The organism is Tsuneonella amylolytica, from assembly GCF_003626915.1.
GTDB lineage: Bacteria > Pseudomonadota > Alphaproteobacteria > Sphingomonadales > Sphingomonadaceae > Tsuneonella > Tsuneonella amylolytica.
Map to the genome: position 1 here is coordinate 152,791 of NZ_CP032570.1, position 26,018 is coordinate 178,808.

The window sequence follows — 26,018 nt, forward strand, 5'->3', positions numbered from 1 at the left end:
ACCGGTCCGGCAACCCAAACCATTGCCCGTGTTGAACTTTCGGGCAATTGCGGGGGTCGCGTTTGTCACCTTCCGCCCGTCACCCTTCGATCTTGCCGAAATCCGCCACGCGGTGCACCGCATCGCGAAAGGCGCCGAGTAGATCGAGCCGCGCCGATCGCCTGGCCGGATCGGCATCGTTCACCGTCACGTTTTCAAAGAACCGGTCGATCGGCGCGCGAAGCGTAGCCAGCGCCGCCATCGCCCCGGCGAAATCCTCCGCCTCGACCGCCGCGGCGGCGCGCGGCCCCGCAATGTCGAGCGCATCCATCAGCGCCTTTTCGTCCGGCTCGGGCGTGTAGGAAAGCTGTTTGTCGGTTTCGAGCTTCGCCCGCACGACCGCCGCCATTTCCGGGTCGTCGACGAGCGCCAGCGGGTCCTCTTCGCCGGTGCGCGGGATGCCTTGCGTGGTGTTGGCGCCGTGCCAGCCTTCCTTCTTGAGGATGTTCGCCGCGCGCTTGTACCCGGCCAGCAGGTTCGCGCCGTCCTCGGTGCCCATGAACGCCTGCAGCGCATGGACCCGCGCGAGTAGGCGGACGAGATCGTCCTCGCCGGAGTCCTCGTCATTTTTGGGCGCGAACACCGCGTCGATCAGGTCGTGGCGGACACCGGCTTCGCGCTGCTGGACCTTGAGGCGGTCCGCGAAGAATTCGAGCAATTCGCCATCGGCAATCGGCATCCGCAGGCCATTGGCCTGCACGATCCGGATAACGCCGAGCGCTGCGCGGCGAAGCGCGAACGGGTCCTTCGACCCGGTCGGCTTTTCGTCGATCGCGAAGAAGCTGCGGAGCGTATCCAACTTGTCCGCTAGGCTCACCGCCACCGTCACCGGCGCGGTGGGGACTTCGTCACCCTGCCCGACCGGCTTGTAGTGGTCGCGGATGGCGTCGGCGACGGCATCCGGCAGACCCTCGGCGCGGGCGTAGTAGCCGCCCATCAGACCCTGCAGTTCGGGGAATTCGCCGACCATTTCGGTGACGAGGTCGGCCTTGGCGAGCTGCGCGGCCTGCTCGGCCTGGTCCGCCAACTCCTCTTTCGTCATCCCAGCGGAAGCTGGGATCGCGGGCGAGGTGGCGCTGCTATCGAGAGCGGTCCCAGCTTTCGCTGGGACGACGATATCGGATTCGACCAGCCAGCGTGCGAGCTTCGCTACCCGGTCGACCTTGTCGGCGACGGTGCCGAGCTTTTCGTGGAACGTGATCCGCTCGAGCTTCTTCGCGTGATCGGCGAGCGGCGTCTTGCGGTCCTGCTCCCAGAAGAAACGCGCATCGGACAGGCGCGCCGCGAGGACCTTGCGGTTGCCGTCGACGATCGCCGCGCCGCCGTCCGCCGCCTCGATATTGGCGGTGCAGACGAAGGCGTTTGCCAATTTTCCGTCCGCGGAGTTGCACACGAAATATTTCTGGTTGGTCCGCGCGGTGAGCTGGATCACCTCGGGCGGGACGTCGAGATAGGCCTCGTCGAACCGGCCCAGCAGGGGCACCGGCCATTCGGTGAGGCCTGCGTTCTCGATCACCAGCCCCTCGTCCTCGACGAGCGTCAGGCCGGCGTCGGCGGCGGCCTTTGCAGCTTCGGCGCGGATCGTGTCCTGCCGCTCGGCATCGTCGACGATGACGTGGCAGGCGCGCAGCTTCTCGGCATAGTCGTGCGCGCCGCCGATGGTGACCGGGCGGTTCGAGTGAAAGCGATGGCCCATCGTCGCGTAGCCTGAAACGACCGGACCGACCTCGCACTCGACGAGATCTTCGCCGAGGATCGCGACGATCCCCGACAGCGGGCGCACCCAGCGCAAGGACTCGGTCGAGAGCGACGCCTCGCCCCAGCGCATCGATTTGGGCCAAGGGAAGGCGCGGACGATCGACGGGATTGCCTCGGCCAGCACTTGGCGCGTGGCGCGCCCGGGCTTGTCGATCACCGCGAAATATGTGTTGCGGCCCTTGACCTCGCGCAGCTCGAGTTGGTCGCGGGTGACGCCGGCCTTGCGGCAGAACCCGTCGATGGCGGCATCGGGCGCGCCTTCGGGCGGGCCCTTGGCCTCTTCCCTGACCGCCGCGGTCGCGTGCGGCAGGTCCTTCGCGATCAGCGCGAGGCGGCGCGGGGTGGACCATACGGTCACCTCGCCCACCGCGACGCCCGCCGCGTCCATCTCGGTAAGGAACAGGCGTTCGAGATCGGCGCGCGCCCCAGCCTGCATGCGCGCGGGGATTTCCTCGCTACGCAGTTCGAGGAGGAAGTCGCTCCGGTCTTCGGTGCCGCTCATGCCGACCACCCCGGATATTCGGCGGCCCAGCGGCCGGCTTCCTTCGCCATGTAGGCCTCGCAGCTTCCCCGCGCGAGGTCGCGCACGCGGCCCATGTAGCTGGCGCGTTCCTGCACGCTGATCACGCCGCGCGCCTGCAGCAGGTTGAACGCGTGGCTCGCCTCGATCGCCTGCTCGTAGGCGGCGATGGGGACATCATGGGCCAGCGCGTTGCGGCACTCCGCCTCAGCCTTGGCGAACAGATCGAACAGCGCGTCGGTATCGGCAACCTCGAAGTTCCACTTCGACATCTGGCGCTCGTTTTCGAGAAAGACCTGGCCGTAGCTGGTCCCGCGCCCGTCGAAATCCAGATCGTACACGTTGTCGACGCCCTGAATGTACATTGCGAGGCGTTCAAGACCGTAGGTCAGCTCGCCGGCGACAGGCTTGCAGTCGAAGCCGCCCATCTGCTGGAAGTAGGTGAACTGCGTCACCTCCATTCCGTCGCACCAGACCTCCCAACCCAGCCCCCACGCGCCCAGCGTTGGGCTTTCCCAGTCGTCCTCCACGAAGCGGATGTCGTGCTTCAGCGGGTCGATGCCGATCTCGACGAGGCTTTGCAGGTACAGATCCTGCAGGTTCGCCGGGCTGGGCTTCAGGATGACCTGGTACTGATAGTAATGCTGCAGCCGGTTGGGGTTCTCGCCATATCGCCCATCGGTGGGGCGGCGGCAGGGCTGCACGAACGCGGCGTTCCACGGCTCCGGCCCCAGCGCGCGCAGCGTCGTCGCGGTGTGGAACGTGCCGGCCCCCATCCGCATGTCGTAGGGCTGGAGGATCAGGCAGCCGTTCGCGCTCCAGAAATCGTGGAGCGTGAGGATCATGTCCTGGAAGGACTTGGACGGGTCGCGCGCAGTCATTGTGCGGCGCGCAATGGCAGGGCGGTTTGGGACGGTCAACAACGGCGCACTTGAAGTCGGGACGCAGCCGCCCCAACCTAGCCGGTACGATGGACGGTACCTTCTTCTCGCACCTGCGCAAACGCGCATCGGTCGCGATCGCCGCAGCCGGTGCGCTGCTCGTCTCCGCCTGCGCGACGGTGCCCGTCGCCGAGCCCGCGCCCCGGGTCGAAGGGCCCGCGCTGTGGAAGGTGGTCGACGCCGACACCACGATCTACCTGTTCGGTACGGTGCACGCCCTGCCAAAGAACGTGCCGTGGATGCGCGGCGCGATCGGCCCGGCGCTCGAAAGCGCGGACACGCTGGTGACCGAGGTCGACATCTCCAACCCCGACGTGAACGCGATGCAAAAGGTCGTGCTGGAAAAGGGCGTGCTGCCCGCTGGCCAGACCTTGCGCGGCCTGCTCACTCCCGCGCAGCGCGCCACTTACGAAACGGCGATCGTCAAGCTGGGAATGCCGGTCGAGGCGTTCGACCGGTTCGAACCGTGGTACGCCTCGCTGATGTTCGCACTCGTCCCGCTGGCGAAGGCCGGAATCGTGGGCGAGAACGGCGTGGAGAAGACGCTGGCGAGCGGCGCCGGCGCGACGAAGAAGCGCGCTGCGCTGGAAACCATCGACTACCAGCTGTCGCTGTTCGACGAACTGCCGCAGGACGCGCAGATCGATTACCTGATGAAGGTGATCGAGGGGAACGGCGACATCAAGGCGCAGCTCGAAAAGATGATGGCCGAGTGGCTGGCCGGCGATGCCGATGGGCTGGCCGACCTGATGAACGAGGATTTCGAAGGCGACAGCGCGCTGCTCGAACGCCTGCTCTATCAGCGCAACGTGACCTGGGCGGGATGGATTGCCGATCGCCTGGCGACGCCGGGCACGGTGTTCGTTGCGGTCGGGGCCGGCCACCTTGCCGGGCCGAAGAGCGTACAGGCCGCCCTCGCCGCGCGCGGTATCCAGACGACCCGCGTCCAGTGATCCGCGCGCTCGCCGCGTTCGCGATCGCCGCGGCGCTGGCCGCTTGCGGACGGGATCCGGCGCCCGACCTGCCCGCCCCCACGCCCGCGCTGTGGAGCGTGACCGCGCCCGATGGGCGGCCGGCGGGTTGGCTGTTCGGCACGATCCACGCGCTGCCCGATGGGGCGAACTGGCGCACGTCCGGGATCGAGAAGGCGATCGTCGATGCCGACCTGCTGGTGGTGGAGGCAAAGGGCCTCGACGATTCGCGCAAGCTGTCGGCCACCTTCACCCGGCTGTCGCATTCCGACGGGCTGCCGCCGCTGTCCGAGCGGGTCGCGCCGGCCCTGCGCGAACGGCTCCGTTCGCTGCTGGCCAAAGGCGGCTACCGCGAGGCGGACTTCAAGGCGACCGAGACGTGGGCCGCGGCGATCACCCTGGCCCAACTCGCCGACGATTCGATCGGCGAGAACGGTGTCGACCGTGCGCTGATTAAGGATTTCGGCGCGCGTCCGGTCGAGGAACTGGAGGGGATCGAGGGCCAGTTCGCGATCTTCGACACCCTGCCCGAGGCCGACCAGCGCGACCTGCTCGGCGCGGTGGTGGAGGACGACACGATGGACGCCGAGGACAGCGCGAAGCTCGCCCGGTTGTGGCTCGCCGGCGACATGGACGCCATCGCGAAGGAGGGGGACGAGGGTATGCTCGCCGATCCCGATTTGCGCGAAGCCCTGCTGGTCCGCCGGAACAAGGCGTGGGCCGCGAAGCTGGAGGCGCTATTCGCCTCCGGCCGCAAGCCGCTCGTCGCGGTGGGCGCGGCTCACATGGCCCCGCCCTCCGGCCTGCCCGAGTTGCTGACGGCGCGCGGCTACACGGTCCGGCGGGTGCGCTGATGCGCCCCGGCGGCCTTGCTTTTGCGGGCTGTCCCCGCTAACGGCGCGCGGTCCGGCGTCATGGTCATCCCTGGAGGCGTGGCGGACCGGATGTTCAGTACACTTCGAAAGGCAATACCATGAGCGACGCTCTGACCCTGCCGGCCGAGGCGCGCGAACGGGCTGGCAAGGGAGCCTCCCGTCATCTGCGCCGCGAAGGCCGCGTTCCCGCCGTTATTTACGGCGGCAGCGAAGAACCCACCATGATTCACGTCGAGGCGAAGGAACTGGTCCGCCAGCTCGGCACCGGCCACTTCATGAACTCGATCGTCATGATCGACCTCGGCGGCAAGTCGCTGCGCACCCTGCCCAAGGATGTCGCGTTCGACCCGGTCACCGATCGCCCGATCCACGTCGACTTCCTGCGCCTCGCCAAGAACGCCAAGATCCAGGTCGCCGTGCCGGTCGTGTTCCTCAACGAGGAAGCAAGCCCCGGCCTCAAGAAGGGCGGCGTGCTCAACGTCGTGCGCCACGACCTCGAACTCGTCTGCGAAAGCGACAAGATCCCCGACCAGATCGAGATCGACGTGACCGGCAAGGACGTGGGCGATTCGATCCACATCAGCGAAGTCACGCTGCCGGCCGGCGCCGAAAGCGCCATCACCGACCGCGACTTCACCATCGCCACCCTGGTCGCCCCCTCGGCGCTCAAGAAGGCCGAAGGTGCCGAAGCCGCTTCGGGCGACGGTGCTGGTTCCGACATGGAAGCCGGCGAAACCGCCGCGACCGAACAGGGCGTCGACGACGATGCCGCGCTCGAGCAGGAAGAGAAGAGCGAGTAAGCTCTCCCTCTTTGCCACGGCAAAAACACACGATGCGCCGGTCCAGCGATGGGCCGGCGTTTCGCGTTCAAGGGGAGGCGAATTCAATGCAGCGTGTACTCGTCATCGGATCGCCCGGAGCAGGCAAATCCACCTTTGCCCGCGCACTGGCGAGGCGGACGGGTCTGCCCCTCATCCACCTCGATGCCGAGTTCTGGCTGCCCCATTGGACCGAGCGCGACGAGACCGAATGGCAGACGAAGCTGTCCGGGCTGGTTGAAGGAAACCGGTGGATCATCGACGGGAATTACGGAAGCAGTCTGCCCGTGCGGTTTGCACGCGCCGATACGGTGTTCTTTCTCGACTATCCCACCGCGACCTGCCTTGTGCGTGCCGTCAAACGTATCGTGACGAGCCACGGCAGGGTGCGCGCGGATTCCGCGCCCGACTGTGCCGAGCGATTTGACCTTGCGTTCCTGAATTACATCACGCTGTTCAGGCGAAGGAAGCGTCGCAAGATCATTGCGTGCCTGGACCGGTTCGGGGGCACCACGGCGGTGTTCCGCCGGCCTGTCGAGGCGGAGGCCTTCCTCGACCGGCTGGCATAGGCTAGGCGGCCGCCATGCAAATCTGGGCAGGTCTGGGCAATCCGGGCGGGCAGTATGCGCTGCACCGCCACAACGTGGGCTTCATGGCGATGGATGCCATCGCCGAGGTGCACGGCTTCGCGCCCGAGGCCAAGAAGTTTTCCGGCTGGGTGCGCGAGGGACGCATCGGGAGCGTGAAGGTACTGCTGCTGAAGCCTGCCACCTTCATGAACGAAAGCGGGCGCGCGGTGGGCGAGGCGCTGCGGTTTTACAAGCTGGGGGTGGAGGACCTCACCGTCTTCCATGACGAGCTCGATCTTGCCCCGATGAAGGTCAAGGCGCGCACCGGAGGGGGGCTGGCGGGGCATAACGGCCTGCGAAGCATCAACCAGCATTTCGGCCCGGACTTCCGCCGCGTGCGGATCGGGATCGGCCATCCCGGGCACAAGGATCGGGTGACCGGCCACGTCCTCGGCAACTATGCCAAGGCGGAAATGGACCCCCTCGCCGACATGCTGGCCGCCATCGCCGCCGAAGCGCACTGGCTGGCCGAGGGTGACGAGGCCCGCTTCATGAGCGACGTGGCTCTGCGACAGCAAGACTGATGGGCGAGCGCAAACCGCTTCCCAACGGCAGTCTGGCGTTGCTGATGGGCATGCAGGCGGCGTTCTTCACCCTGCTTGGCTTCATCGCGTGGAGCCTTTCCGGACGCTCGGCCTCCCGGTTCGTCGAGATAACGCCCACAGCGCTGCTCTCGGGGTTCGGCCTGGGTCTCGGCCTGATCCTCGTCGGCGCGCTGGTACAATGGCTTGCGCCGCACCTGTTCGAGCGGGTCGCCCGTCTCCAGCACGGCACGGCCAAGCTGCTCGGCGGGAGGCAGGACTTAAAAATGTTCGCCTGGATTTCCCTCTGCGCCGGCATCGGCGAGGAGGCGCTGTTCCGAGGTGGGCTGCAGACCCTGCTCGCCGACTACCTCGGCGACACAGCGGCCGTACTCCTTGCAGCCGCTGCTTTCGCCCTCGTCCATTTCGCGAAGCCGCCGATCGCTGCGGTGATCTTCGCCTTAGGATGTCTATTCGGCGCGGTCTACGCGGCGACCGGCAGTCTCGCGACGGTCATGGTCGGCCATTTCGTCTACGATGTCTGGGCGCTCCGAGCCCTTTTCGAGACGCTGGACCGGCTCCATCCGGAATCGCCGACGATCCACTAAAGGTCGATTTTAGCTCCCGCCTTAGGCGTCCAGCCCAGCGCGTTCATGCAACCGATGAAGAAGTCGCGCTTCGCATCGACCCCGGTCACGAATTCGACTTGGTCGAAACAGGTCTTTTCCGCCTGACGGTACGGCGTGCCGAGACGCGGGCCGTTCCACTGGTCTCCGTTCGACGTCTGACAGGCGGCGAGGAGGATCGCCGGGGCGAGGAGGACGGCAAGGCGCTTCATCGCGCGGCACCATAATGCCGCGAAGCGCGCTGTCATCTTCCTTTATCACGGCGCGCTCGCTAAGGGCGGCGGCACGTCCCCCACCTTCCCGGAGTTACCGATGGGTTTCCGTTGCGGAATCGTCGGGCTGCCCAATGTCGGCAAGTCCACGCTGTTCAATGCCCTTACCGAAACGCAGGCTGCGCAGGCCGCGAACTATCCGTTCTGCACGATCGAGCCCAACGTCGGGCAGGTCGCCGTGCCGGACGAGCGGCTCGATCAGATCGCCGCGATCGCGGGCAGCGCGAAGATCGTGCCGACCCAGCTCGCCTTCGTCGACATCGCGGGCCTGGTGAAGGGCGCGAGCAAGGGCGAAGGCCTCGGCAACCAGTTCCTCGGCAACATCCGCGAAGTGGACGCGATCGTTCACGTCCTGCGCTGTTTCGAGGACGACGACATCCAGCACGTCGCCAACAAGGTCGATCCCATCGCCGATGCCGAGGTTGTCGAGACCGAGCTGATGCTTGCCGACCTCGAAAGCCTGGAAAAGCGCGTCCCCGCCGCCCAGAAGAAGGCGACCGGCGGCGACAAGGAAGCCAAGGTCATGGCCAGCGTGCTCGGCCAGGCGCTGGAATTGCTGCGCGAGGGCAAGCCCGCCCGTCTCACCCAGCCCAATGGCGACGACGAGGAGCGCGTGTTCGCGCAGGCCCAGTTGCTGACCGCCAAGCCCGTCCTCTACGTCTGCAACGTGGCGGAAGACGACGCGGCCGAAGGCAACGCGCTCTCGGCGCAGGTCTTCGCGAAGGCCGAGGCGGAAGGCGCGCAGGCTGTCGTTGTTTCTGCCGCGATCGAAAGCGAACTCGTTTCGATGCCGGCGGAAGACCGGGCGGAATACCTCACCGAACTGGGCCTGACCGAGAGCGGCCTCAGCCGGGTGATCCGCGCCGGTTATCGCCTGCTCGGCCTCCAGACGTTCTTCACCGCCGGGCCCAAGGAAGCCCGCGCATGGACTTATCCCGCCGGGGCCAAGGCCCCGCAGGCCGCCGGCGAAATCCACACCGATTTCGAACGCGGCTTCATCCGGGCTGAGACCATCGCCTTCGACGATTACGTGGCGCTGAAGGGCGAAAGCGGCGCGCGCGAGGCGGGCAAGCTGCGGCAGGAGGGCAAGGAATACCTCGTGCAGGACGGCGACGTGATGATGTTCAAGTTCAACGTCTGATCGCCGACGGACGATCGGGCGGGCACAATCCGCCGGGTCGTCCGTTGCCCCTGCCAAAGGGGAGATACCGATGGACGTCGACAAGTCGAAGCAATTCATCACGCTCGTGCGCCTCGGCTACGCCGCACGGGGCGTGACCTACATCCTGCTGGGTTACCTGGCGCTGAGCACGCGGGGCGCGGCGAAGGAAGGCGCGTCGTCGGTGTACGATTACCTGCAGGAAGTGCCGTTCGGCACGCCGCTCCTGTGGATTATCGCGCTCGGCCTGCTCGCTTACGCGGCGTTCAAGTACGTATCGGCCTTCGCCGACATCCAGCATCGCGGCAGCGACGGCAAGGGTCTTGCCAAGCGCATTGGCGACGCCGCGAGCGGTGTGGCGCACACCTTCCTCGCCTATGCCGCCTATCAGTTCGCGACCGGCGACAAGCAGGCCGCGTCCGGCGGGCAGAGCCAGGAAATGGCCTCGGGCGTGCTGGCCTGGGAAGTCGGCGCGGTGATCATCGGCATCGTTGGCCTGGGCTTCCTCGCCGGAGCGTTCATGCAGGGCAAGAACGCGGTCACGGGCGATTTTATGAAGCATATCGCAGGTCGTGCGCCCTCGGCGGTCGAAGCGGTCGGCCGGGCGGGAAGCGCCGCGCGCGCGGTCGTCTTCGCGCTGATTGGATGGTCGCTGATACAGTCGGCGTGGCTGTCCCAATCGGAGAGGGTCAGCGGCCTCGGCGAAGCGATCATGGGCCTGCGCGACAATGGCGTTATCTACACCCTGGTGGCGATCGGGCTGCTGATGTTCGGCGTGTTCAGCCTGGTCACCGCGCGGTACCGCATCATCCCCGACATCCGGAAGGGCGATCTCAAGCCGAAGCTGTAGGCTCGTCGAACGCGGCTAGGATGGGGCATGGCCCCGCCCCGCCCTTCGCGCAGTCAGCCGCGAGGCGCGACAGGCTCGCACGGGCCTGCTCGAGCCGCGCGATCTCCAGGTCGAGCGCGGCGATCCGCTCGCGGGCCATTTCGCGAGCACGAGGCCGGTCGTCGATGCGGTCGAGGTGGATCAGCTCGGCAATCTCGGCCAGCGTGAACCCCGCCGCCTGCGCCCCGCGCACGTAGCGCAGCCGCCGAACGTCGTCGGGTCCGTAGTGGCGACCGCCCGCGGCATCGCCCGCTGGCGACGCGAGCAGTCCCTTGCGCTGGTAGAAACGCACCGTCTCGACGCCCACCCCGCCCTGTTTGGCGAGTTCGGAAATGCGCAGCGCAACCATCGCTTGACTCCGTACCGTAGTACGGAAGGTATAGGACTTCGCATGAAGGATGCAAAGACCGCGACCCTGGCCCGCATGGTCATGGATAAACACATCTGCCCCTACGGCGTGAAGTCGAAGTGGTTGCTGGAAAAGCACGGCTACACGGTCGACGACCAGTGGCTGACCACTCGCGAGCAGACCGACGCCTACAAGGCCGAACACGGCGTCGAAACCACACCGCTGACGATCATCGATGGCAAGCAGATCGGCGGATACACCGACCTGCTCAGGTTCTTCGGCAACCCGCTGCCCGACAAGGACGCGACAAGCTACAAGCCGGTCGTCGCCGTCTTCGCGATCGCGGCCGGTCTGGCCTTGGCCGTCAGCTATGCCACGGTAGGCTCGCCCTTGACCGTCCGGGCGGCCGAATGGTTCGTCAGCTTTTCGATGGCGATCCTTGCCATGCTGAAGCTGCAAGATGTCGAGAAGTTCTCGACGATGTTCGTCGGCTACGACCTGCTGGCGCGGCGCTGGGTGCCCTACGCCTACGCCTATCCTTTCCTCGAGGCGCTGGCGGGCATCCTGATGGCGGCACGCGCGCTCGATTGGCTGTCGATACCCGTCGCGCTGTTCATCGGCAGCATTGGCGCGGTCAGCGTGTTCTACGCAGTCTACGTGCAGAAGCGCGAGCTCAAGTGCGCCTGCGTGGGCGGGTCGAGCAACGTGCCGCTGGGCTTCGTTTCACTCACCGAGAACCTGTTCATGATCGGCATGGCGGTCTGGATGCTGGCGCATGGCTGAGGAGAGACCGATGGACCAAAATTCCGAAAAGCCCGCGATGGGCTACGGCCGGTTTGCCGCGATGATCGCGGTTTCCACGGTCGTGATGTACGGTCTCATGTACCTCAACACTTACGCGACGAGCCACATCTGGTGGAGCCAGACGCGCGCGTGGATGGCGTTGCTCATGGGCGCCGTGATGGCGGTGATCATGCTCGGCTTCATGCGCAAGATGTATCCGAGCCGGTCGACCAATCTTGCGATCTTCGGCGGAGCGATCGCGGTCTTCGCCCTGTCCCTATGGCTGGTCCGAAGCCAGGAGACGGTCGACGACGTCAGTTACATGAAGGCGATGATCCCGCACCACTCGATCGCGATCATGACGAGCGAGCGCGCGCACATCAAGGATCGCGAGGTGCGCAAGCTGGCCGACGCGATCATCGATGCGCAGATTCGCGAGATTGCCGAGATGAAGGCAATGATCGCCCAGCTCGAGGCGAGCCCCGTCCCCGCCGGTGCGCCCGACCTGCCGAGCTACCGCGACGCCGACCGACCGCCCCCGCCGCCTCAGACAGACGAGTCGACCGGCATCGACACCCAGAAACCCATCAACTGAAAGACCGACTGATGCTTCGTTCCACGACGGCCATCGCCGCCGCGCTTGCCGCTGCCTCGCTTGCCAACCCCGTTTCGGCGCAGGACCATTCCGGGCACGCGATGCCCGCCCCGGCACCGGCACCGACTTCGACGCCGCCGACCGCGCCGGTCGATCATACCCGCATGGACCATGGCGCGATGGACCACGGGGCGATGGATCACTCCCAGATGGATCACTCCCAGATGGACCACGGGGCCATGGGACATGCCGGGATGGATCACGCTGCGATGGGGCATGAAATGGCCCACTCCGGCGAGGGCTCCGGCACCGCGCGCCTCCCCGTGAACGAGAGCATGAACCACGGCGCTATGGTGAGTCTCGGGGGCGATACCACCCTGATGCTCCACGGGTTCGTGTGGCCGGTGTATACCGACCAGACCGGGCCGCGCGGAGACGACAAGTTCTACGTCCAGTCGATGGGCATGGCGACGCTGAACGGCGAATTCGCCGGTGGCCGCTGGATGGCACGCACGATGATGAGCCTCGAGCCCGCCATGCGCCACGACGGCTACCCCAACCTGTTCGCCACCGGCGAGGTTGCCTATGGCGAGCCGCTGGTCGATCGCCAGCATCCGCACGACCTGTTCATGGAGCTGGCCGGGCGGGTCGATTTCGACATCGCGGACGGCACCACCGCTTTTCTGTACGGCGGCCCGGTCGGCGAGCCCGCGCTGGGGCCCAGTTCGTTCATGCACCGCGCCAGCGCCCGCTACAATTCCGAAGCGCCGATCACCCACCACTGGTTCGATTCCACCCACATCACCTACGGCGTCGTGACCGCCGGCGTGGCCGCGCGCCGGTTCCAGCTGGAAGGCAGCGCCTTCCGCGGGCGCGAACCCGACGAGTTCCGCTGGAACATCGAGACGCCGAAGCTGGATTCCTGGTCGGTCCGGGCGAGCTTCGCGCCGTCGGACGCGCTTATGTTTCAGGCGAGCTACGGCTTCCTGAAGTCGCCCGAGGAACTCCATGCCGACGAGAACGAGAAGCGCACGACGGCATCGGTGCATTACAACAACGGACGCGGGCTGTCGGCCACCGGCGCGTTCAGCGCGAAGAAGCTGGTCGAGGCGGACGGCAGCGGCTCCGAACCCGTTCTCACCGCGTGGCTCGGCGAAGTAAACTACGACATCACCGACCATCACACCGTGTTCGGCCGGATCGAGAACGTCCGCAACGCCGAGCTCTTCCCCGATCATTCCGACCCGCTGCACGACCGGTCGTTCCGGGTGACGAAGTTCCAGGCCGGTTACGCCTATCGCCTGCCGCTGGGTCCGGTGAACCTCGCTCTCGGCGGGACGGTCTCGGCATTCGCGAAGCCGGACATGCTCGATTCCTATTACGGAAAGAACCCGATGGGCTACACGGTGTTCGCCCGATTCAGCCTGGGGGACTAGCATGCAGTATTTCGAGGACATCGAGCCGGGGCGTACCGCCGCCTTCGGCCGTTACGAAGTGACCGCCGACGAGGTCCGCGAATTCGCGAGCAAGTACGATCCGCAACCGTTCCACCTGAGCGAGGAGGAGGCGGCCAAGACCCATTTCGGCCGCATCTCCGCCAGCGGGTGGCACACCTGCGCCATGACGATGGCGATGCTGGTCGAGAACCTGAAGGCGAACCGGCAGGCGGGCCTCGGTTCGCCCGGTATCGACCAGCTGCGCTGGATCAAGCCCGTCTATCCCGGCGACACATTGCGCTGCGAAAGCACGGTGATCGAGAAGCGTCGCAGCCAGTCCCGGCCCGAGATGGGCATCTTCAAGTCCAGCCTTACCGTCTTCAACCAGAACGACGAACCGGTGATGACGATGATCTCGAACGGTCTGATCCAGGTCCGCGACCCGGACGCTCCGATCGAGGGATAGGCGACTATCCTAAGGCGGGATCAACCCGGTCACGAGCCACACTGCGCGATGCCGGGGCTTTCGTAGACGACCTGGTCCCGGTCGTTGCGCAGGATGAACTGCGCGGGATAGTTGATCACCTCGCTGCCGGCTTCCTCGCCCTCTTCCTCGCTGAGATCGAGCATGAAGGACCAGGCGCCCGCGGTGTACTTGCCCTTCGCCCCCAACGGCAATGTCCCGCTGCCGATATCGGGCGCGAAGGTCACGAGCTTTCCGTCGATCTTCATGTATCCGCGGCCGGGCTGAGCGAACGCGACCGCCCCGATGCTGCCTTTCGGCGCGAAGTTGCAGCCCGCGCCGTAGAGGTCGTAGCGTTCGACATCGGGCGCGCCGATCGTTTCGGGGGTGACCGGCACGGGCGGCGGCACTTCGGCGGCCTTGACCGCGGCGATGTCCGCCTCGTCCTGCCGCGCCTTCTCGACCGGGTCGACCTCCGGCTCGCCGCACGATGCGAGCAGCACAAGCGCCGAAATCATCACAACCAACCGCATCAGTGCCTCCCGAACAGTTTCTCGACGTCTTCCATGCGCAGCTTGACCCAGGTCGGGCGGCCGTGGTTGCATTGCCCCGAACGAGGCGTCGCTTCCATTTCGCGCAGGAGGGCGTTCATTTCCGCCACCGACAACGTGCGGCCCGCCCGAACGCTCCCGTGGCAGGCCATCGTCGCGAGGACGAGGTCGAGCTTCTCTCCGAGAAGCAAGGCTTCCCCGTGATGGGCAAGATCGTCGGCGATGTCGCGCAGCAGCTTTCCCGGGTTCGCCTTGGCCAGTGCATGCGGCAGGCTGCGGACCAGCATGGCGGCGGGGCCGAACCGCTCGATGGCGAGGCCCATCGCGCCGAGCTTTTCCGCCGCCCCTTCGAGGCGGTCGCAGTCGACCTCGTCCATCTCGACCACGTCAGGGATCAGCAGCGCCTGCGGGCGTGCGGTGGCCTCGCCCGCCCCGGCCGCCTTGAGCCGTTCGAGAACGAGCCGTTCGTGCGCGGCGTGCTGATCGACGAGGACGAGCCCGTCGGCTGCCTCCGCGACGATGTAGGTCTGCGCCACCTGCCCGCGCGCGATGCCGAGCGGGAAATCCTCCGCCTGCTCGGGGAGGCGTTCGGCTTCTTCCGCCCGGCCCTGCGGGCTGGCCATGACGTCGCCGTGAGCGCGATAGGGCTGCGTCGCCTCGCGCACCGATGTCGGCGCCGCGGACCAGTCGCGTCCGGCGAAGATCGACGCGAGCGCCGGCGCGGGTTCGGCCGTCCACTTGCCCATCGCCGCCGCATCGGGCGCCTGAGCGCTGCGCCGGTCCCCGGTCGCGAGCGAACGGCGCAGGCCCGAGACGATGAATCCGCGTACGCCCTGCGCATCGCGGAAGCGGACCTCGGTCTTGGCCGGGTGGACGTTGACGTCGACGTCCTCGGCCGGCAGTTCGAGGAACAGCGCGAGTACCGCGTGCCGGTCACGCGCGAGCATGTCGGAATAGGCGCCCCGCACCGCGCCGACGAGCAGCCGGTCCTTCACCGGGCGACCGTTCACAAACAGGTACTGGTGATCGGCCACACCGCGGTTGTAGGTCGGCAGCCCGGCGATACCGCCCAGCGTCATGCCGTCCCGCTCCAGCGCAATTCCGACGCCGTTGTCCTTGAGTTCGCGCGCGACGACCTGTGCGACCCGGTCGGCCAGATCCTGCCCGGGCTGGAGCGAGAGGACCGTGCGCCCTCCCCGCCCTTCGGCATCGTGGTCGAGCGTGAAACCCACATCCGGCCGCGCCATCGCGAGGCGCTTCACCACGTCGAGGCAGGCCGCATACTCGCTGCGCGCGGTGCGCAGGAACTTGCGGCGTGCGGGCACTTTGGCGAACAGGTGCTCGACCCGCACGCGGGTGCCCGGCGGCAGGGCGGCAGGCCCCTCGTCCACCAAAGCTCCGTGATCGACGACCCTGCGCCAGCCCGCATCGGCCGCGCGCACCCGGCTTTCCAGCGTGAAGCGCGCAACGCTGGCGATGCTGGGCAATGCCTCGCCCCGGAAGCCGAGGGTGGAGACCTGCTCGATGGCCTCGTCGGGCAGCTTCGAGGTGGCGTGCCGTTCGAGCGCCAGCGCCATTTCGGCCGCGGTCATCCCGCACCCGTCGTCGGTCACCTCGATGCGGGCAAGGCCGCCTTCCGATAATGCGATCGCGATGCGCGTGGCGCCGGCGTCGATGGCGTTCTCGACCAGTTCCTTCAGAGCCGCCGCCGGACGCTCGACGACCTCGCCCGCGGCGATGCGGTTCACGAGAGCTTCGGGCAGGCGGCGGATTTCGGCCATCGATCGCGCTCTATCGACCAACTGTCATATTTTCGAGGCGATCCGTTCAGATAGCCGGGGAACATGGCGAAAATTTTTAGCCTTTTGCGGGGCCATTCGGTAAGGGACCGTCATTCCCCGTCACCCCCGGGCCAAAGCTGTCGCAGCTTCCTGCGGCAGTGGCTTGAATTATAAACGGATTGTCAGGCGCAATGGGCTTCTTCTCGAATCTCCTCAAGTTCGGCTCGCAGAACATGGCGATCGACCTCGGCACCGCGAACACGCTGGTCTACGTCGAAGGTCAGGGGATCATCCTCAACGAGCCGTCGGTCGTGGCGATCGAGACGCTTAACGGCATCAAGCGCGTGAAGGCCGTGGGCGAAGACGCGAAGATGATGATGGGCAAGACGCCCGACAGCATCGAGGCGATCCGCCCCCTGCGCGACGGCGTGATCGCCGACATCGAGATCGCGGAGGAGATGATCAAGCACTTCATCCGCAAGGTGCACGGCAAGAAAAGCCTACTTCGCTATCCTGAAATCGTGATTTGCGTGCCCAGCGGCTCGACCAGCGTCGAACGCCGCGCGATCCGCGACGCCGCATCGAATGCGGGCGCAAGCCAGGTGTACCTGATCCTCGAACCGATGGCCGCCGCGATCGGGGCCGACATGCCGGTGACCGAGCCTGTCGGCAGCATGGTGGTCGACATCGGCGGCGGCACGACCGAGGTCGCGGTGCTTTCGCTGCGCGGGCTCGCCTACACCACGTCGGTCCGCACAGGCGGCGACAAGATGGACGAGGCGATCGTCAGCTATGTGCGCCGCCACCACAACCTTTTGATCGGCGAAGCCACGGCGGAGCGGATCAAGAAGGACTACGGTATCGCCCGTCCGCCCGTAGACGGCATCGGCGAGACGATCACGATCAAGGGCCGCGACCTCGTCAACGGCGTGCCCAAGGAAATCCAGATCAACCAGGCGCACATCGCCGAGGCGCTGAGTGAACCGATTGGCGCCATCGTCGAAGGCGTGCGTATCGCGCTGGAAAACACCGCGCCCGAACTGGCAGCGGACATCGTCGATCAGGGCATCGTGCTCACCGGCGGCGGCGCGCTGATCAAGGGCCTCGACGATCACCTTCGCGAAGAGACCGGTTTGCCGGTATCGATCGCGGAAGATCCGCTGAGCTGCGTAGCGATCGGCACCGGCCGGGCGATGGAAGATCCGGTCTACCGCGGCGTTTTGATGACCGCCTGACCTGAGGGGTTGAACTGACATGGCGCCGAGCTCCAAACGGCGCTCCGGGCATTCGCGCAGGGCGCAATACGGATTGTTCACGGGCTACGTGCTCGCCGGGATCGGTGCGATCGTCGGCGCGCTTCTGCTCGGCATTTCGCTGTGGCGGCCTGCGACGTTCAGCGGGCCGCGCACGGCCGCGACCGATGCGGTCGCGCCGGTCGGAACCGCCGGCGCGGTCGCCCGGACGGAAGGACAGGGCCTGTTCGACAGCATCGCCGGCTATCTTGCCGCCGGCAGCCAGAACGCGAAGCTGAAGAAGGAAGTCGAACTCGCCCGCATCCGGCTCAAGGAAGCCGATGCGGTGCGCTCCGAAAACGCGCGTCTCAAGGCCATCCTCGGCTTCCGCGAGAGCGACACGCGGCCGGTCGCCGTTGCCCGCCTCGTCGGGTCGACCGCGTCGAGCACGCGGCGCTTCGCCTATCTAGGGGCCGGGTCGGACCAGGGGGTTGCGGTCGGCATGCCGGTCCGCTCCCCGCGCGGCATCGTAGGGCGGGTGCTCGAGACCGGCTCCGAAAGTTCTCGCGTCCTCTTGCTTGGGGATACCGAGAGCGTCATCCCCGTCCGCCGTGCGAAGGACGAGGTCGTCGCATTCGCCGAAGGACGTGGCGACGGGCGCCTGCGGATCCGGCTGATCAATCTCGGGATCAACCCGCTGAAGAAGGGCGACGTGTTCGTCACCAGCGGTGCCGGCGGGTATTACCGGCCCGGTATCGCCGTCGCGATCCTGCAGGAAAAGACAATCGACGGCGGCGTCGCCGCGGTAATCAGCGATCCGGCCGCAACCGACTTCGTCGCCGTGGAGCCGATCTGGCAACCGGCTGCGGTCGCTGCATCGAAGACTCCCGTGGAGGTAACCGTCGGGCCGGAAGCGCGCGCCGAGTGATCGATCCCCTGTCCTCCCGCGCCCGCCGCGACCCGTACGGCAGCAAGATCAATCGGGCCCACTCGCCCATCCTTGCCTATGCCGTGCCGTGGGCGTCGATCATGATCGGGTCGCTGCTTGCGCTGTTTCCCATCGCCAGCGCGGTACCGCTGGTGCCCCCGCTCGGCTACCTCATGCTGCTGTCGTGGCGGCTGGTGAGGCCCGGCCTGCTGCCCGTCTGGGCCGGCTTTCCGCTGGGGCTGTTCGACGACCTGTTCAGCGGGCAGCCATTCGGCAGTGCCATGGTGCTGTGGTCGCTGACGATGATCGGGCTGGAGATTCTCGAGGCGCGCTTCCCATGGCGCGGGTTCTATCAGGACTGGCTCGTCGCCGGCCTGGCGGCCTCGTGGTACCTGGTGATGGCGGCCCTTTTCTCGGGTGGACGCATCGGCGGCACGATGATCCTGGTGCTCGTGCCGCAGCTCATCCTCACGCTTGCCCTCCTACCCGTCCTCGCGCGCTTCACCGCCGGGCTCGATCGCTTTCGCCTCACGCGCGTCCGGTCGCTCGGCTGATGCCGCTGCGCCGTCACCGTCGCCGGCCCAAGAGCGGGCCGATCGTCAGTCCCGCGACCCTGGCGAGCGCGTTCGAGCGCCGCAGCTTCGTGGTGGGTGCGTTCCAGGGCGGCATCGGCGTGCTGTTGGCAAGCCGGATGGCGTACCTGTCGATTTTCGAGAACGAGAAATACGCGCTCGAGTCGGAAAGCAACCGCGTGAACCTGTCGCTGATCCCCCCGCGCCGTGGCTGGATCCTCGATCGCAACGGGGCGCCGCTGGCCAGCAACAAGGCCGATTTCCGCGTCGACATCATTCCCGAACGCATGCGCAATCCCGAAGCCGAGCTCGCACAACTGGCACCCCTCCTCGGGTTGAGCCAGGAACGTGTGCGCGACTTGCAGGACAAGATGGAAACCCAGCGCGGTTTTCAGCCGATCGAAGTCGCAAGCGGTCTCGACTACGACCAGTTTTCCGCCGTCAGCGTGCGTTTGCCCGAACTGCCGGGCGTCGTGCCGCAGCGCGGATTCTCGCGGTATTATCCGACCGGCCCCGCGGTCGGCCACCTGATCGGCTTCGTCGGACCCGCCAACGCCGAGGAATATGAGAAGGACCGCAACCCGATCCTCATCACGCCGGGTTACAAGATCGGCAAGGACGGGATCGAAAAGCAGTTCGAGCAGGCGCTGCGCGGTGTGCCGGGGGCCCGCCGGGTCGAAGTCACGGCATCGGGCCGCACCGTTCGCAATCTCGCCACGCGCGAAGACGTCCAGGGCAAACCGATCCAGCTCACCATCGACGGTCCGCTGCAGGATTATGCAGCGCGCCGCATCGGGCCCGAGTCCGGGTCGGTCGTCGTCATGGACTGCGACAGCGGCGATCTCCTGTGCATGTCCTCGATGCCGAGTTTCGACCCCAACAGCTTTTCCGACGGCATTGGCCGTGTCGAATATTCGATGCTGAGCCAGGACGAGCGTGTCCCGCTGCGCAACAAGACATTGAAGGGCCTCTATCCCCCGGGCTCGACCGTGAAGCCGATGGTGGCCATGGCCTTCCTCGAAGCCGGCCTCGATCCCAAGGCGAGCGTCAATTGCAGCGGCGGCCTGCGCGTTGGCAATCGCGTGTTCCACTGCTGGAACCGGCGCGGCCACGGCACGGTCGACATGGCCAAGGGCATCTACCAGTCGTGCGACGTCTACTTCTATTACTTCGCCCAGAAGCTCGGGATGGATGTGATCGCCAGCATGGCGCACCGCTGCGGTCTGGGTGAGGAATATCCCCTTCCCGTCACCAGCCAATTTTTCGGCACCGTCCCCGACCCGGCGTGGAAGATGAAAAAATACGGCCAGCCCTGGCAGCCGTACGACACCGTGAACGCGACCATTGGGCAAGGCTACATGCTGGCGAGCCCGCTCCAGCTGGCGGTGATGGCGGGGCGGCTGGCGACGGGGAAGAAGCTGATGCCCCGCCTGCTGCTCGACAAGACGCCGCCGCGCCCGGCGTCGATGGATTTCCACGGCAACCATGTTGAGGTCATCCAGCAGGCGATGAGCGACGTGGTCAACGGCCCCGGAACCGCGGGCCGCGCCAAGCTTCCGATCGACAATGTCCTGATGGCCGGGAAGACGGGCACCGCACAAGTCGTCGGCCTCAACATCTCCAGCGGCAAGGGCGGGATTTGGAAGCACCGCGACCACGGGCTGTTCATCTTCTTCGCGCCGTTCGACAAACCGAAGTACGCTGGGGCGGTGGTGATCGAGCACGGCGGGGGATCGGGCGCCGCCTACCCCATCGCGCGAGACGTGATGACCTTCATGTTCGATCCGGCCAAAGGGCTCGAAGCGCTTTACGCGATGGAAAAGCAGTGGGGCGGCACCGCCCAGCAGCGCCTCGACGCGCGCTACGCCGCGTTCGCCGCCGCTTCCGGAGAAAGCGTCTCGCGCGCGCCGCGTAACGACGCAGATGTCTTCGCCCGTGTCGATGCGGAGGCGCGTTCGGCCCAGGCAGCGAAGCCGCCGCTCGAAACCGGGGCAGTCGCGCCGCCGCCCGAGCCCAGCGCCGTCACCGACGAGCCCGAACCGCGATGAGTTCGATCATCCCAGCGCCGATCGCGCGCCAGCCATGGTCGATGCTGGCCCCGCTGGTGCTGCTCGTCTGCTTCGGCGCAGCGGTTCTGTTTTCCGCTGCCGGAGGGAGCCTCCAGCCTTTCGCGCTCAATCACCTGATCCGGTTCGCGGTCTTCCTGGTGATGGCCGGCGTGATGACCCTGTTCTCGCGCGAGATCGTCAGGCTCGTCGCCTATCCCATTTACGGTATCATTCTCGTTCTTCTGATGGCGGTCGAGGCGATCGGGTTCGTCGGAGGCGGCAGCCAGCGCTGGCTCGATCTGGGGTTCATCGTGTTGCAGCCTTCCGAACTGATGAAGCCGGCCGTCGTCCTCGTGCTGGCCCGCTTCTACGCCGATCTGCCAAGCGGAATGGTGCCGACATGGCGCTCGCTGGTCCCTGCCGGCGTACTCATCGGCTTTCCCATGCTGCTCGTGCTTGCTCAGCCCGACCTCGGTACGGCGCTCGCGATCGGTTTCGGCGGGGCGATCGTGATGTTCCTCGCCGGCTTGCCCATGAAATGGTTCGGATGGGCCGGGGCTGCCGGCGCCGTTCTTGCGCCCGTGGCATTCTTCTTCGGCCTGCAGCCTTACCAGCAGCGCCGCGTTTTCACGTTCCTCGACCCCGAAAACGACCCGCTGGGCGACGGCTATCACATCACGCAATCGAAGATCGCGATCGGATCGGGCGGCATCACGGGCAAAGGGTTCAACGAAGGGTCGCAAAGCCATCTCAATTACCTGCCCGAACCGCAAACCGACTTCGTTTTCGCAACGATGGCGGAGGAGTGGGGCCTCCTCGGCGGCCTTTTCGTGCTCTTCGTTTTCTTCCTCGTCCTGCGGTGGGGGTGGAAGGTGTCGCTCGCCTCGGAGGACCGCTTCGCGCGCCTCCTCGGCGGGGGCATGGTCGCGACGATCTTCTTCTACGTTTGCATCAACCTCATGATGGTCATGGGCCTGGCGCCGGTGGTCGGCATTCCCCTGCCGTTCATGAGCCACGGCGGCAGCTCGATGATGACGAATATGATCTGCATCGGCACGCTCATGATGATCAACCGGTGGAATATCCGAAGCGGACGGCGCGGACTGGCGCATTAGGCCCTATTGGCCCCTTGGCATACGCGAAGAGGCCGCTATATGCGCCTCTCCCGACGATTCGGGGCCGGGCGAAAACACGGTCCCACGCCGACGGAATGGACGCATAGCTCAGTTGGTAGAGCAGCTGACTCTTAATCAGCGGGTCCTAGGTTCGAGCCCTAGTGCGTCCACCATCCTCCCCATCGTTGTAATCGGCGTACCGCCCGCTAGGGCGTCGGCATGACCGAACCGACTACACCCGGCGCACTCGATGGAACCCGCGTTCTGGACCTTTCACGCGTGCTTGCGGGGCCGTGGAGCACGCAGGTGCTCGGCGATCTCGGGGCCGAGGTTGTCAAGGTCGAGCAACCCGGCGCCGGCGACGACACGCGGGCCTGGGGTCCTCCGTTCCTGCCGGGTTCGCAGGACTCCGCTTATTTCTCCTGCGCAAATCGCAACAAGCGGTCGATCGCAATCGATATCGCTTCGGCGGAGGGGCAAGCGCTGGTCCGCCGCCTCGCGGCCGTCAGCGATGTCGTGGTCGAGAATTTTCGCGTTGGCGGGCTCATGAAATACGGGCTCGACTACGAGAGCCTGCGCGCGGTCAAACCCGATCTCGTCTGGTGTTCGGTCACCGGCTTTGGCCAGACCGGACCGGAGAAGGACCGAGGCGGATACGATTTCCTCATCCAGGGGATGAGCGGTCTGATGAGCGTGACTGGGGATGCGGATGGCCCGCCGACCAAGGTGGGCATTCCGATCAGCGACCTCACCACCGGGCTCTACGCCGCGATCTCGATACTTGCCGCCCTGCGCCACCGGGATCGCACCGGCGAGGGTCAGCGCATCGATCTGGCGCTGCTCGATGCACAGCTGGCGGTGATGAGCAATCAGGCGGCCAATTGGCTTAATGGCGGGCCGGAGCCGCGAAGGCTCGGCAACCAGCATCCGAATATCGTGCCCTATCAGGTCTTCGCGTGTGCCGATGGCGACATCCTGATCGCGACCGCGAACGACCGCCAGTATGCCAAGATGTGCCGGGTGCTGGCGATGGACGAACTCGCCGTCGACCCGCGCTTCGCCGAGATGAGCGGACGCGGGACGAACCGCGATGCGCTGCTCGCCCTGATCGAGCCCGCCATCGCCCGATGGCAATCGGACGAACTCGTCGCGGCGCTGAACGATGCCGGCGTGCCCAGCGGACGTATCAACACCGTCCCCGAAGCGCTGGCGCACCCCCAAGTCGCGGCGCGAGGACAGGTCGGCACGCTGACACGGCAGGACGGCAGCGCGGTTCGTTTCGTCGGGTTTCCCGCCAAACTTTCCGCCAGCCCCGCAACCTACCGCAACGCACCGCCGCGGGCGGGTGAGGACGGAACAGCGGTACTGGAGGAAGTTCTCGGCCTCCAAGCGGACGAGATTGCCCGGCTGCGCGATGCGGGGACCGTCGGTTAGGCGTTGAGATCCTGGTCGGGAATGAAGATCGCACGATCTTGCGCGATGGCGTGTTCGCGGTCGAGCCGGCGACGCTGAATGCTCGGCGCGCGGTCGGACCAAGTGTAGAGCGGTTGGCCGGTAAAGAACTGTTCGCCCATCTGCGGCCGGTCTTCGATTTCGAATTCCACGATCGGCTCTCCTCTCCCCCGCAAAACGAGTGCGAAGCGAGACCGGTTCCGTAAATTTGCGACGAATTGCGGGCGGTTGCGACGAACCGCCGTTGTCTAGATGTGCAACGCGCGGCCGTATGCCGCCAGCACGCTTTCGTGCATGGATTCCGAGATCGTCGGGTGCGGGAAGATCGTTTTCATCAGTTCCGCCTCGGTCGTTTCCAGCGTCTTGCCGATGACATAACCCTGGATCATCTCGGTGACCTCGGCCCCGACCATATGCGCGCCAAGCAGTTCGCCGGTCTTTGCATCGAATACAGTCTTCACGAAGCCTTCTGCCTCCCCCAGCGCAATGGCCTTGCCGTTGCCGATGAAGGGGAAGGTACCGGCCTTTACCTCGTAGCCCGCTTCCTTCGCCTTCGCTTCGGTCAGTCCCACGCTGGCGATCTGCGGGTGGCAATAGGTGCAGCCCGGGATGTTAGAACGGTCGAGCGGGTGCGGGTGGACGTCCTTGTTGCCCAGTTCCTGCGCGATGGCTTCGGCGGCGGTCACGCCTTCATGGCTCGCCTTGTGCGCCAGCCAGGGACCGGGGGTGCAGTCGCCGATGGCCCACAGCCCCTTCGACTTCGTACGGCCGTACGGGTCGATCTGGATGAAGCCACGGTCGAGCTCGACGAGCTTCTCCAGCCCCACGTTCTCGGTGTTGGGCACGATGCCGATGGCGACGATGCAGTGGCTGAAGTCCTGCTCGGCGACCTTGCCGTCCTTCGCCTTGATCTTCGCCTTCAATCCGCTCGCGGTGACCTTCAGGTCCTCCACCCCGGCGCCGGTCATGATCGTCATGCCCTGCTTGGTGAGGCTCTTCTCGAGAAAGGCGGACACGTCCGCATCCTCCACCGGCACGATCCGGTCGAGCATCTCGACCACCGTCACCTCGCAGCCCATGTCGTTGTAGAAGCTCGCGAACTCGATCCCGATCGCGCCGCTGCCGATCACCAGCAGCTTGGTCGGCATTTCGGCCGGGGTCATCGCATGGCGATAGGTCCACACCCGCTTGCCGTCGGCTTTCGCGAACGGCAGATCGCGCGCGCGGGCGCCGGTGGCGACGATGACGTGCTTGGCGGACAGCTTCTCCTCGCCCTTCGCGCCCTTCACGGTCAGGCTGGTCGGGCCGGTCAGCGTCCCCTCCCCCATGTGCACCGCGATCTTGTTCTTCTTCATCAGGTGCGTGACGCCCTGGTTGAGCTGTTTCGCCACCCCGCGGCTGCGCTTCACCACCGCGTCGAGGTCGGCCTCGATCGTGCCGCCGATTTTCAGGCCGTAATCCTTCGCATGCTGGGCGTAGTGCATGATCTCGGCGCTCCGCAGCAGCGCCTTGGTCGGGATGCACCCCCAATTGAGGCAGATCCCGCCGAGCAGCTCGCGTTCCACGATCGCGGTCTTGAGGCCCAGCTGCGCGCAGCGAATCGCCGCGACGTAGCCGCCTGGGCCGCTACCGAGCACGATGACGTCGTATTGGGTGTCAGCCATGGGAAACCTGTCTTTGCGTGAAACCCGTGTCACAGCGAACGGGGGTGTTTTTCGATTGCGGGTTCGGGCCGTCCTGCCCTCGGCAGAAAGGGTCGAAACGGGTGTCCCGGTTGTCACCTTCCGTTTCGACTGCCCTCGCGTCCCGATGCCTCGCGACGAGAAAGTCAGGCAGGACGAAGTGGTTGGTCATGCCCGGCATTATGGCATCGCATGACGGGTGTAGGAAAACGCTCATTCGTCGTTCGCCGAAAGCGCTGCCTCACTGACCACGCGGGGCCGGTCGTCGTCGCCGAGCAGCACGAACTTGAACGTACCGCTGCATACTTTCGTGGTCGCCTCGCCATTACGCTCGCGCGCGATGCCCTCGGCAGCGACGGTGAGCGAGGTGGTGCCGGTTGCGGCGACCTCGCAGAAGACGCTGAGCTCGTCCCCCACCGCCATCGCGCCGGGAAACGCGAAGTCGCTCGCCGAAACGACCACCGCCTTGCCCTTGCCGACGCGCGACGCCAGCGCCCCCGCGCCGAGCGCCATCTGGCTCATCAGCCACCCACCGAACACCCCGCCGTAGGGGTTGGTGTCGGATGGCATCGCGGTGACGCGGATGAAGGGGTCGCGCTCGATCAAAGCCCCTCTCCCCTCGCGGGAGAGGGGTTGGGGAGAGGGGGCTCGAGCGCAGCGAGAATGGCCGTACCCACGCCTTCGGTGTTCGTCAGGATATCGGTGTTCCAGAAACGCAGCACTCGAAAACCCTGATTCTCCAACCATGCCGCGCGCTCAATGTCTGCAGCATTCTCGGCATGTTGTGATCCATCCGCCTCGACGATCAGACGTGCACCGAAGCATACGAAATCGACTATGAAGTCACCGATCTGTTCTTGCCGCCTGAACTTGTGGCCGCCGAGCCGTTTGCCGCGCAGGATCGACCACAGGCGGGCTTCCGCCTCAGTCGGTTCATGCCGCATGCGCTTTGCGAGCGGCAGCAAGTTGCGCTGGCCCCCTCTCCTTCCCACCCGCTGTCGCGGGCGGGCCCC

General features: G+C 66.2%; 28 protein-coding genes and 1 tRNA gene. 19 read left to right on the plus strand and 10 right to left on the minus strand.

The genetic code is table 11. The features are described from left to right. Positions 1–79: 79 nt before the first annotated feature. Both glyS and D4766_RS00735 read right to left on the minus strand, forming a co-directional pair. A complete protein-coding gene (gene glyS, locus D4766_RS00730) occupies positions 80–2,299 on the minus strand; it encodes a glycine--tRNA ligase subunit beta (protein WP_120717967.1) in 2,220 nt (739 codons plus the stop codon). Next, positions 2,296–3,198 carry a glycine--tRNA ligase subunit alpha gene (locus tag D4766_RS00735; protein WP_120715730.1) on the minus strand — a complete coding sequence of 301 codons (903 nt, stop codon included), beginning with the start codon at positions 3,196–3,198 and terminating at the stop codon, positions 2,296–2,298. The genes glyS and D4766_RS00735 overlap by 4 nt, the downstream gene beginning before the upstream one ends. Before the next feature lie 50 nt (positions 3,199–3,248). Here D4766_RS00735 and D4766_RS00740 point away from each other — a divergent pair, with 50 nt between their 5' ends. The 6 genes from D4766_RS00740 (at position 3,249) to D4766_RS00765 (ending at position 7,680) form a co-directional block, all read left to right on the plus strand. Then, on the plus strand, positions 3,249–4,211 hold the full coding sequence (locus D4766_RS00740; RefSeq protein ID WP_234024836.1) for a TraB/GumN family protein: 963 nt from the start codon (positions 3,249–3,251) through the stop codon (positions 4,209–4,211). Next, a complete protein-coding gene (locus D4766_RS00745; protein ID WP_120715732.1) occupies positions 4,208–5,083 on the plus strand; it encodes a TraB/GumN family protein in 876 nt (291 codons plus the stop codon). Before D4766_RS00740 ends, D4766_RS00745 begins: the two co-directional genes overlap by 4 nt. 119 nt (positions 5,084–5,202) lie before the next feature. Beyond that, positions 5,203–5,904: a 50S ribosomal protein L25/general stress protein Ctc gene (locus tag D4766_RS00750; protein WP_120715733.1), complete on the plus strand. Its 702-nt coding sequence runs from the start codon at positions 5,203–5,205 to the stop codon at positions 5,902–5,904. A 32-nt stretch (positions 5,905–5,936) separates the two neighbouring features. After that, positions 5,937–6,491 carry an AAA family ATPase gene (locus D4766_RS00755; protein ID WP_162935607.1) on the plus strand — a complete coding sequence of 185 codons (555 nt, stop codon included), beginning with the start codon at positions 5,937–5,939 and terminating at the stop codon, positions 6,489–6,491. A gap of 14 nt (positions 6,492–6,505) precedes the next feature. After that, positions 6,506–7,075, plus strand: coding sequence for an aminoacyl-tRNA hydrolase (gene pth, locus D4766_RS00760; RefSeq protein WP_120715735.1), 570 nt, complete (start codon positions 6,506–6,508; stop codon positions 7,073–7,075). Continuing rightward, positions 7,075–7,680, plus strand: a complete 606-nt coding sequence (locus D4766_RS00765; protein WP_120715736.1) for a CPBP family intramembrane glutamic endopeptidase — start codon at positions 7,075–7,077, stop codon at positions 7,678–7,680. Before pth ends, D4766_RS00765 begins: the two co-directional genes overlap by 1 nt. On the opposite strand, the gene D4766_RS00770 is transcribed toward D4766_RS00765, so the two are convergent. Further along, on the minus strand, positions 7,677–7,946 hold the full coding sequence (locus D4766_RS00770; RefSeq protein ID WP_162935608.1) for a hypothetical protein: 270 nt from the start codon (positions 7,944–7,946) through the stop codon (positions 7,677–7,679). The two genes, D4766_RS00765 and D4766_RS00770, sit on opposite strands and share 4 nt — an antisense overlap. Positions 7,947–8,010: 64 nt before the next feature. On the opposite strand from D4766_RS00770, the gene ychF reads away from it, so the two are divergent. Continuing rightward, positions 8,011–9,111: a redox-regulated ATPase YchF gene (ychF, locus tag D4766_RS00775; RefSeq protein WP_120715738.1), complete on the plus strand. Its 1,101-nt coding sequence runs from the start codon at positions 8,011–8,013 to the stop codon at positions 9,109–9,111. 70 nt (positions 9,112–9,181) lie between these two features. Further along, on the plus strand, positions 9,182–9,979 hold the full coding sequence (locus D4766_RS00780) for a DUF1206 domain-containing protein (RefSeq protein WP_120715739.1): 798 nt from the start codon (positions 9,182–9,184) through the stop codon (positions 9,977–9,979). Here D4766_RS00780 and D4766_RS00785 read toward each other — a convergent pair. Beyond that, positions 9,963–10,367, minus strand: coding sequence for a MerR family transcriptional regulator (locus D4766_RS00785; protein ID WP_120715740.1), 405 nt, complete (start codon positions 10,365–10,367; stop codon positions 9,963–9,965). The two genes, D4766_RS00780 and D4766_RS00785, sit on opposite strands and share 17 nt — an antisense overlap. A gap of 42 nt (positions 10,368–10,409) precedes the next feature. On the opposite strand from D4766_RS00785, the gene D4766_RS00790 reads away from it, so the two are divergent. Genes D4766_RS00790 through D4766_RS00805 form a run of 4 tightly spaced genes read left to right on the plus strand, consistent with a single transcriptional unit; the run spans position 10,410 to position 13,647 of the window. Next, the gene (locus D4766_RS00790) at positions 10,410–11,150 is read left to right on the plus strand and encodes a MauE/DoxX family redox-associated membrane protein (RefSeq protein ID WP_120715741.1); all 741 of its coding nucleotides are present in this window, start codon (positions 10,410–10,412) and stop codon (positions 11,148–11,150) included. A 10-nt stretch (positions 11,151–11,160) separates the two neighbouring features. Next, the gene (locus D4766_RS00795; protein WP_234024837.1) at positions 11,161–11,745 is read left to right on the plus strand and encodes a DUF305 domain-containing protein; all 585 of its coding nucleotides are present in this window, start codon (positions 11,161–11,163) and stop codon (positions 11,743–11,745) included. 11 nt (positions 11,746–11,756) lie between these two features. Further along, positions 11,757–13,181 (plus strand): hypothetical protein, encoded by a 1,425-nt coding sequence (locus tag D4766_RS00800; protein ID WP_234024838.1) that lies wholly within the window; start codon positions 11,757–11,759, stop codon positions 13,179–13,181. 1 nt (position 13,182) lies between these two features. Beyond that, entirely contained in the window at positions 13,183–13,647 is a 465-nt protein-coding gene (locus tag D4766_RS00805) for a MaoC family dehydratase (RefSeq protein ID WP_120715742.1), read from the plus strand. Between the two features lie 29 nt (positions 13,648–13,676). Here D4766_RS00805 and D4766_RS00810 read toward each other — a convergent pair whose 3' ends face one another. Next, complete coding sequence (locus D4766_RS00810; protein WP_120715743.1) at positions 13,677–14,177, minus strand: hypothetical protein; 501 nt, start codon at positions 14,175–14,177, stop codon at positions 13,677–13,679. Continuing rightward, positions 14,177–15,976: a DNA mismatch repair endonuclease MutL gene (mutL, locus tag D4766_RS00815; protein ID WP_120715744.1), complete on the minus strand. Its 1,800-nt coding sequence runs from the start codon at positions 15,974–15,976 to the stop codon at positions 14,177–14,179. Before mutL ends, D4766_RS00810 begins: the two co-directional genes overlap by 1 nt. A 191-nt stretch (positions 15,977–16,167) precedes the next feature. On the opposite strand from mutL, the gene D4766_RS00820 reads away from it, so the two are divergent. The 7 genes from D4766_RS00820 to D4766_RS00850 all read left to right on the plus strand — a co-directional run bounded on the left by D4766_RS00820 (position 16,168) and on the right by D4766_RS00850 (position 23,305). Continuing rightward, entirely contained in the window at positions 16,168–17,211 is a 1,044-nt protein-coding gene (locus tag D4766_RS00820; RefSeq protein ID WP_120715745.1) for a rod shape-determining protein, read from the plus strand. Between the two features lie 19 nt (positions 17,212–17,230). Next, complete coding sequence (gene mreC, locus D4766_RS00825) at positions 17,231–18,136, plus strand: rod shape-determining protein MreC (RefSeq protein ID WP_120715746.1); 906 nt, start codon at positions 17,231–17,233, stop codon at positions 18,134–18,136. After that, entirely contained in the window at positions 18,133–18,690 is a 558-nt protein-coding gene (locus D4766_RS00830) for a rod shape-determining protein MreD (protein ID WP_325049094.1), read from the plus strand. Before mreC ends, D4766_RS00830 begins: the two co-directional genes overlap by 4 nt. Beyond that, positions 18,690–20,756, plus strand: a complete 2,067-nt coding sequence (gene mrdA / locus D4766_RS00835) for a penicillin-binding protein 2 (protein ID WP_120715747.1) — start codon at positions 18,690–18,692, stop codon at positions 20,754–20,756. Before D4766_RS00830 ends, mrdA begins: the two co-directional genes overlap by 1 nt. Continuing rightward, positions 20,753–21,871, plus strand: coding sequence for a rod shape-determining protein RodA (gene rodA / locus D4766_RS00840; RefSeq protein ID WP_120715748.1), 1,119 nt, complete (start codon positions 20,753–20,755; stop codon positions 21,869–21,871). The genes mrdA and rodA overlap by 4 nt, the downstream gene beginning before the upstream one ends. A gap of 97 nt (positions 21,872–21,968) precedes the next feature. Further along, positions 21,969–22,044: transfer RNA gene (locus D4766_RS00845), tRNA-Lys, on the plus strand. A 46-nt stretch (positions 22,045–22,090) separates the two neighbouring features. Continuing rightward, positions 22,091–23,305, plus strand: a complete 1,215-nt coding sequence (locus D4766_RS00850) for a CaiB/BaiF CoA transferase family protein (RefSeq protein ID WP_120715749.1) — start codon at positions 22,091–22,093, stop codon at positions 23,303–23,305. Here the strand turns inward: D4766_RS00850 and D4766_RS13655 are convergent. The 4 genes from D4766_RS13655 to D4766_RS00865 all read right to left on the minus strand — a co-directional run bounded on the left by D4766_RS13655 (position 23,302) and on the right by D4766_RS00865 (position 25,970). Further along, positions 23,302–23,475: a hypothetical protein gene (locus D4766_RS13655; protein ID WP_162935609.1), complete on the minus strand. Its 174-nt coding sequence runs from the start codon at positions 23,473–23,475 to the stop codon at positions 23,302–23,304. The two genes, D4766_RS00850 and D4766_RS13655, sit on opposite strands and share 4 nt — an antisense overlap. A 96-nt stretch (positions 23,476–23,571) precedes the next feature. Further along, positions 23,572–24,987, minus strand: coding sequence for a dihydrolipoyl dehydrogenase (gene lpdA, locus D4766_RS00855; protein ID WP_120715750.1), 1,416 nt, complete (start codon positions 24,985–24,987; stop codon positions 23,572–23,574). A 231-nt stretch (positions 24,988–25,218) separates the two neighbouring features. Continuing rightward, positions 25,219–25,575, minus strand: coding sequence for an acyl-CoA thioesterase (locus D4766_RS00860; RefSeq protein ID WP_120717971.1), 357 nt, complete (start codon positions 25,573–25,575; stop codon positions 25,219–25,221). Positions 25,576–25,607: 32 nt separating this feature from the next. Further along, positions 25,608–25,970, minus strand: a complete 363-nt coding sequence (locus D4766_RS00865) for an endonuclease domain-containing protein (protein WP_234024840.1) — start codon at positions 25,968–25,970, stop codon at positions 25,608–25,610. Positions 25,971–26,018 lie beyond the last annotated feature (48 nt).

What these genes read in the sequence shown, in the direction of transcription:
- glyS (WP_120717967.1), bottom strand. Translation starts at nt 2,299, where the DNA reads ATGAGCGGCACCGAAGACCGGAGCGACTTCCTCCTCGAACTGCGTAGC.
- D4766_RS00735 (WP_120715730.1), bottom strand. Translation starts at nt 3,198, where the DNA reads ATGACTGCGCGCGACCCGTCCAAGTCCTTCCAGGACATGATCCTCACG.
- D4766_RS00750 (WP_120715733.1), top strand. Translation starts at nt 5,203, where the DNA reads ATGAGCGACGCTCTGACCCTGCCGGCCGAGGCGCGCGAACGGGCTGGC.
- D4766_RS00755 (WP_162935607.1), top strand. Translation starts at nt 5,937, where the DNA reads ATGCGCCGGTCCAGCGATGGGCCGGCGTTTCGCGTTCAAGGGGAGGCG.
- pth (WP_120715735.1), top strand. Translation starts at nt 6,506, where the DNA reads ATGCAAATCTGGGCAGGTCTGGGCAATCCGGGCGGGCAGTATGCGCTG.
- D4766_RS00765 (WP_120715736.1), top strand. Translation starts at nt 7,075, where the DNA reads ATGGGCGAGCGCAAACCGCTTCCCAACGGCAGTCTGGCGTTGCTGATG.
- D4766_RS00770 (WP_162935608.1), bottom strand. Translation starts at nt 7,946, where the DNA reads ATGACAGCGCGCTTCGCGGCATTATGGTGCCGCGCGATGAAGCGCCTT.
- ychF (WP_120715738.1), top strand. Translation starts at nt 8,011, where the DNA reads ATGGGTTTCCGTTGCGGAATCGTCGGGCTGCCCAATGTCGGCAAGTCC.
- D4766_RS00780 (WP_120715739.1), top strand. Translation starts at nt 9,182, where the DNA reads ATGGACGTCGACAAGTCGAAGCAATTCATCACGCTCGTGCGCCTCGGC.
- D4766_RS00785 (WP_120715740.1), bottom strand. Translation starts at nt 10,367, where the DNA reads ATGGTTGCGCTGCGCATTTCCGAACTCGCCAAACAGGGCGGGGTGGGC.
- D4766_RS00790 (WP_120715741.1), top strand. Translation starts at nt 10,410, where the DNA reads ATGAAGGATGCAAAGACCGCGACCCTGGCCCGCATGGTCATGGATAAA.
- D4766_RS00795 (WP_234024837.1), top strand. Translation starts at nt 11,161, where the DNA reads ATGGACCAAAATTCCGAAAAGCCCGCGATGGGCTACGGCCGGTTTGCC.
- D4766_RS00800 (WP_234024838.1), top strand. Translation starts at nt 11,757, where the DNA reads ATGCTTCGTTCCACGACGGCCATCGCCGCCGCGCTTGCCGCTGCCTCG.
- D4766_RS00805 (WP_120715742.1), top strand. Translation starts at nt 13,183, where the DNA reads ATGCAGTATTTCGAGGACATCGAGCCGGGGCGTACCGCCGCCTTCGGC.
- D4766_RS00810 (WP_120715743.1), bottom strand. Translation starts at nt 14,177, where the DNA reads ATGCGGTTGGTTGTGATGATTTCGGCGCTTGTGCTGCTCGCATCGTGC.
- mutL (WP_120715744.1), bottom strand. Translation starts at nt 15,976, where the DNA reads ATGGCCGAAATCCGCCGCCTGCCCGAAGCTCTCGTGAACCGCATCGCC.
- D4766_RS00820 (WP_120715745.1), top strand. Translation starts at nt 16,168, where the DNA reads ATGGGCTTCTTCTCGAATCTCCTCAAGTTCGGCTCGCAGAACATGGCG.
- mreC (WP_120715746.1), top strand. Translation starts at nt 17,231, where the DNA reads ATGGCGCCGAGCTCCAAACGGCGCTCCGGGCATTCGCGCAGGGCGCAA.
- mrdA (WP_120715747.1), top strand. Translation starts at nt 18,690, where the DNA reads ATGCCGCTGCGCCGTCACCGTCGCCGGCCCAAGAGCGGGCCGATCGTC.
- rodA (WP_120715748.1), top strand. Translation starts at nt 20,753, where the DNA reads ATGAGTTCGATCATCCCAGCGCCGATCGCGCGCCAGCCATGGTCGATG.
- D4766_RS00850 (WP_120715749.1), top strand. Translation starts at nt 22,091, where the DNA reads ATGACCGAACCGACTACACCCGGCGCACTCGATGGAACCCGCGTTCTG.
- lpdA (WP_120715750.1), bottom strand. Translation starts at nt 24,987, where the DNA reads ATGGCTGACACCCAATACGACGTCATCGTGCTCGGTAGCGGCCCAGGC.
- D4766_RS00860 (WP_120717971.1), bottom strand. Translation starts at nt 25,575, where the DNA reads ATGCCATCCGACACCAACCCCTACGGCGGGGTGTTCGGTGGGTGGCTG.